General features: G+C 53.6%; 4 protein-coding genes and 1 pseudogene. 2 read left to right on the top strand and 3 right to left on the bottom strand.

Features of this window, described 5'->3' with window-relative positions:
- Positions 1-261: 261 nt before the first annotated feature.
- The 3 genes from DRB19_RS28990 to DRB19_RS31625 form a co-directional block, all read right to left on the bottom strand.
- A complete protein-coding gene (locus tag DRB19_RS28990) occupies positions 262-1,338 on the bottom strand; it encodes a glycosyltransferase family 2 protein (RefSeq protein ID WP_162815952.1) in 1,077 nt (358 codons plus the stop codon).
- Positions 1,322-1,510, bottom strand: coding sequence for a hypothetical protein (locus DRB19_RS30505; protein WP_162815951.1), 189 nt, complete (start codon positions 1,508-1,510; stop codon positions 1,322-1,324). Before DRB19_RS30505 ends, DRB19_RS28990 begins: the two co-directional genes overlap by 17 nt.
- 282 nt (positions 1,511-1,792) lie before the next feature.
- Positions 1,793-1,921 carry a hypothetical protein gene (locus DRB19_RS31625; protein ID WP_276330645.1) on the bottom strand — a complete coding sequence of 43 codons (129 nt, stop codon included), beginning with the start codon at positions 1,919-1,921 and terminating at the stop codon, positions 1,793-1,795.
- Positions 1,922-2,238: 317 nt separating this feature from the next.
- Between DRB19_RS31625 and DRB19_RS28985 the strand changes: the two genes are divergently transcribed.
- A complete protein-coding gene (locus DRB19_RS28985; protein WP_162815950.1) occupies positions 2,239-3,852 on the top strand; it encodes a chondroitinase-B domain-containing protein in 1,614 nt (537 codons plus the stop codon).
- Between the two features lie 145 nt (positions 3,853-3,997).
- Positions 3,998-4,603, top strand: a pseudogene (locus tag DRB19_RS28980) (IS630 family transposase); the annotation flags it as partial.
- Positions 4,604-4,679: the final 76 nt, after the last annotated feature.

The following is a 4,679-nucleotide window of genomic DNA, read 5'->3' as shown; positions in this document are numbered from 1 at the left end:
ACGGATCGACCCTGGACGATCATGTCCCTCGGCCTGCGGGAGTGGGCGCACCGGTTCTGATCAGCGGGACTTGGTATAAGTCGAAAATGCTCTAGACGCTATCCAGACAGATCAAGCCCCACACCTTCTTCCCAAAATATTTGATATCAGTAGATGATTTGCGATCTCGACAACGGATTGAAGGAATGCGTTCTCAAGCCGGCAGAACTACGTGATCCAGCTTCTGGGATCCGAATTCAGGATGTAGGTCATGACAAACACTCAACGTGTCGCTGCTTTGTTATTCAGACATCCCCGCATATACATCCTTGGATAGCTTCCCGATAGAGCAACTGGCTTGTGGTTAATTTGACCGTCCCGCCCGAACCAGAATCCATTAATTAGATAGGGGGGCTCACCACGCGCGAGCCGCTGAGTTTGCATGACTTCCCGCCAAACAATGGCTGACAGAACGATGAGGAGTGACACAAGTGCGATACTCATAGGCGTAGTTATTGCGCGAACTCCTTCCAGAACATCTGCCAAGCTGAGAAGATAAAGAACACCACTGATCACCATTCCCATTATTCCGATAGCAAGGAGAAGCTGGGTAATCCTCTTCGATCGCGCAAGGAAGTCTAGATTATAGGAGATGAAAGCATTTAGATCCCACTTGCTTGTCCCGTGAGGACGATGTTGCTGAGTGATAGGTATTTCTATACAAGAGCGAGCGTTGATGTAAAGAGCTGGTGTATTATAATGAACATGGCCCGCCATATCTGTGAGCATATCAAGAAGGCAAGAATCAAACAGGCGGTAAGAGCTCCCAAAGTCACCAATGTCCACACCGGTAAGAAAACGATTGATGTGGTTCCCGATCCAAGTCACAGCTAATCGTGAGAAGGGTTCTTCTCGACGTTCACGATAGGTGGCAACAAGGTCATGGCCTTCGTTTGCGGCCGCAATAAGCCGACAGATATCTCCGGGGTCGTGCTGTAGGTCTCCATCAATCATGAGTATCCACCGACCCCGAGCAACTGACATGCCAGCGCCGAGTGCGGCCACTTGCCCATAGTTGCGATAGAGCTCGAGAACTCTCAGGCTGGGGTAGGCCAGCATAGCATCTTTAAGTATCGCGAGCGTTGCGTCAGTCGAACCATCATCGACGGCAACGATTTCATAAGAGAGATCCGGAGTTGCAAGCGCTTCTGTAATACGTCTCAGCAATTCAGCTACGGCCGGCGCCTCATTAAACAAGGGACACACAATGCTTAGGACTGGTCTCTGCTCACCTGCAGTGGGCAGGCTTTCGAACAAAGGTTCTAGCGACACATCATGAGCATTAATGAAGGCAGCCATTGGTCTTGAGATCCCTGATGCGGCGGTCGCGGCCGAGGAGTGAGCGGTACCATCGGAGTGCAAAGCCATAATGGTCGGCGTTCGAGACAAAGGTGAGACCGTTATTGAAGACGTCAGTCCTGCGCCGCCTTTGGCGACCGAGGATGCCATACATTGCGGTCTTCATCGCCATTCCCATCCCCTCGCAGACGAAGTGCGCTAATAGGGTATTTAGGCAAACTAAGACGCAGGACGGGGTCGAAAACAATGCTCCGCGGTCGACTGTCCAAAGAGCCCGGCACGTAAGCTAACTTTTTCTAGAGAACCTGGCGTAGAATTGGGGTAAAATGATGTCGGGACGGAGCACGTCTTAGATCTTACTTTAACATAGGCGGATTGCGGACATAAGCCGAAAGCAAAAGCCTGCGATACCTAGTGCCACTATTGGGTTAGAGTAGAATATAGCTCCGTCACCTCAAATATCCGGCGCCTGCACGAGTTCCCGCCGGTTGGCTTCTTGGTAGACGTCGTCGATGTCGAAGTTCGCGGTTAGCTGGCGCAGCGAGCACTCGCTGCTGGCGGCCAACACGGATGGGAAACTCACCCCCGCACGATTGCTGCAGTGATGTAGTCGTTGGTTGAGGTCGCATCGTGACGGCAGAAGCGGCCGTTAACATTCGGTATCGCAGCGCTTAGCGTAAGTCAGCAAGAGTAATCTTGCTTTTTCTCTCGATAAGCTTACTTGTCGTGTAAGGCAGCCAAGGGTCACCTGCGGTGGTTTGCGGCTAGTTGTGGGTGTCGAGAGACTTCGAGCAATAGGCCAGACCGCACGTGCCATGAAGCGAGGCAATTTTCATTAGGATCGCAGGGCCACGTTCGCGGATGGCCCGAGATTGTGATCCGATGCAGAAGGAGGCCGGTGTGAAGATCCTGACGCACGCTCGCCATACTACATTGGTCTCAATTGAATGCTCTCACAGCATAGGACAGCTGTACGCTGCAGTGATTCATTCGCGCATCACCCCATTGCTCCGTGCCGCGAGGTCTAGGAACCTTTTAGCATCAATACTCACATGGGTAACATTGCTTGCCACTCATCCAAGTTTGGCTCAGCATCTTGCACCAGAGGCGGCCCAGTCTGCCATCTCCTTGGCATCAGATCCTCAGATCCTTCTCAAACAGGACCAGCTTACTTTGCAGCTGGATCACTCAGCCGACACAGTCGCTCTACGAGGAAGATGCGCCGACGGCACGCCCGTTGTTGTCTCGGGACGATCTCTTGCAATACCAATCACTGCCGAATGTCGTGAGGGGCAATATCTTCTTCAGTCGAAAAAGGCACTTTCCTCATGGACTGAGATTCTTGCTACGCAACTGATGCCAGATATGATGCTGGTCGCGCGATCCCAGCCATCTGCCTCGGTGTTGTCGGACGAACGAAGTTCGCTGTCGCCAGATGTAATATCCCAGGTAATTGTCAACATGCATACTGCCGGCACACTTGTACTCAAGCCAGGATACTATGACGATGCACTGATTGAGATAGCTGGGGGGTCGAGGAATCCGTTGCTTCTTGACGGACAAGGGCGAGTTACGTTCACTGGGAATACACGGATCAACGTCCGCAGAGGCAACGTCGCCTTGCGTGGGCTAAAGTTCGAAAGGACCGGACCTGGAACAATCAACGTGGCTGCGCCTGGATTCCGCCTGTCGGACTCTCATTTCGAGAGTTGTGGTGATTCGAATAGTACGTTCGGGCACTGCATTATTTTACACTCCTCGGCTCGTGACGCAGAAATCGACTTCAACATATTTGCTCACTCGCCATCAATGACGATCAAGGTTCGCGCTGGGGTCGACACTGCCGACGAGCAGCCCGTTAGTGCCTATATACACCACAACCGTTTTGCGTTCATTGAGCGACGTGCCGATAACGGGCAGGAGCCAATACAGATCGCAGGCCCTAACGGCGGAGGCGCCGGTATCGATATGCATGCTCGTATCGAACATAACGTTTTCTTTCGAGCTGGCGGAGATCGAGAAGCCATTTCTCTCAAAGCGCATGCAAACATCATACGTTGGAACATCTTCAAAGACATGGATGCAGCACCAACAATTAGGGGAGGTAATAGAAATTCCGTTTCGGATAATATTCTTATTCATACCCGACCAATCCGCGTAGCAGGCCCGGGTCATGTGGTATCCAGCAATACTATTTTATGTCCAAGATCAGGGCCGGGGATAATCCTGTCTAACGGATCGCCAGCTTATGGAGCAGCGATTGGTACACGGGTGTCAGACAACTTCATTGTGACTAAAAGGACTGGTGTTGCGTTCATGTCGCAAGAGTCGAATATTTTGAGGCGGGCGGAAAATAACATCATAACGCGCAATAGAATCATATTCTATCAGCGCGACGGCAATTCTGCTGTTGGGCGCGCAGGTAATGATGACTTTCAATATTTGCTCGTAAATACAGTGCAGGATAACACGACTGAGGTCGATCAGCAGTGGTTTCGGGTCTGTGCACGCTAGGACGCTCACGTCAGCCTACCACTACAGTTGCACCTTTTGAATATGGGCTCATAATCTCCTGATCTGACCCAGGAGGCTGCCATGACGGGTGTGGCCATCGAGCAGATGCTCGAACTCTGGTGTGCGGAGTGGACCTGACGCACAAAAAAAGACACTCCGGGCGGCCGAGCAGGACCGGATGGATGTAGCCCAGGAGCGCCGGTGCTTTCGCGTGTGGCAACGCTTCATGGATGCCAGCCGCTTCGTGTTCCTGGACGAGACGGGCACGGCCACCAACATGACCCGCCGGTACGGCAGGGCACCACGCGGACACAGGGTGGTCGATGCTGTGCCGCACGGGCACTGGCTCACCACCACCTTTGTGGCGGGCCCGCGCGAGGACGGGATCGTGGCAACGCTCGTCGTGGACAGCCCCATGAGAGGCGAGATCTTCCGGGCCCATGTCGAGCAGATGCTGGCGCCGGCTCTCTCACCGGGCGATGTCATCGTGCTCGATAACCTTGCCGCTCACAAGGTGGCGGGCGTCGAAGAGGCGATCCGAGGCGTCGGAGCGAGCCTGCTGTATCTGCCGCCCTACAGCCCCGATTTTAATCCGATCGAACAGCTCTTTGCCAAGCTCAAGGCGCTCCTGCGCAAAGCAGGAGCACGCACCAGGGAGGCGCTCTGGGCCACCATCGGTGAACTGCTCGATGCGTTCTCGCCCGAGGAGTGTCGGAATCATCTCACGAACAGCGGATATGAGCCCGTCTAATACCAAGCGGCACGAAGGCGGACTCATTCGGGGTTTTCAGCCGGGCGCATGTCTGATTCCATGCTGGCGATCAGGA

It is taken from the genome of Microvirga aerophila (genome assembly GCF_003332305.1).
GTDB lineage: Bacteria > Pseudomonadota > Alphaproteobacteria > Rhizobiales > Beijerinckiaceae > Microvirga > Microvirga aerophila.
Note: the sequence above shows the minus strand (reverse complement) of the source record. Positions and strands in the feature narration are given on the sequence as shown.

Excerpts from the sequence above, each read along its gene's own strand:
- DRB19_RS28990 (WP_162815952.1), bottom strand. The coding sequence starts at position 1,338 with ATGGCTGCCTTCATTAATGCTCATGATGTGTCGCTAGAACCTTTGTTC.
- DRB19_RS30505 (WP_162815951.1), bottom strand. The coding sequence starts at position 1,510 with ATGGCGATGAAGACCGCAATGTATGGCATCCTCGGTCGCCAAAGGCGG.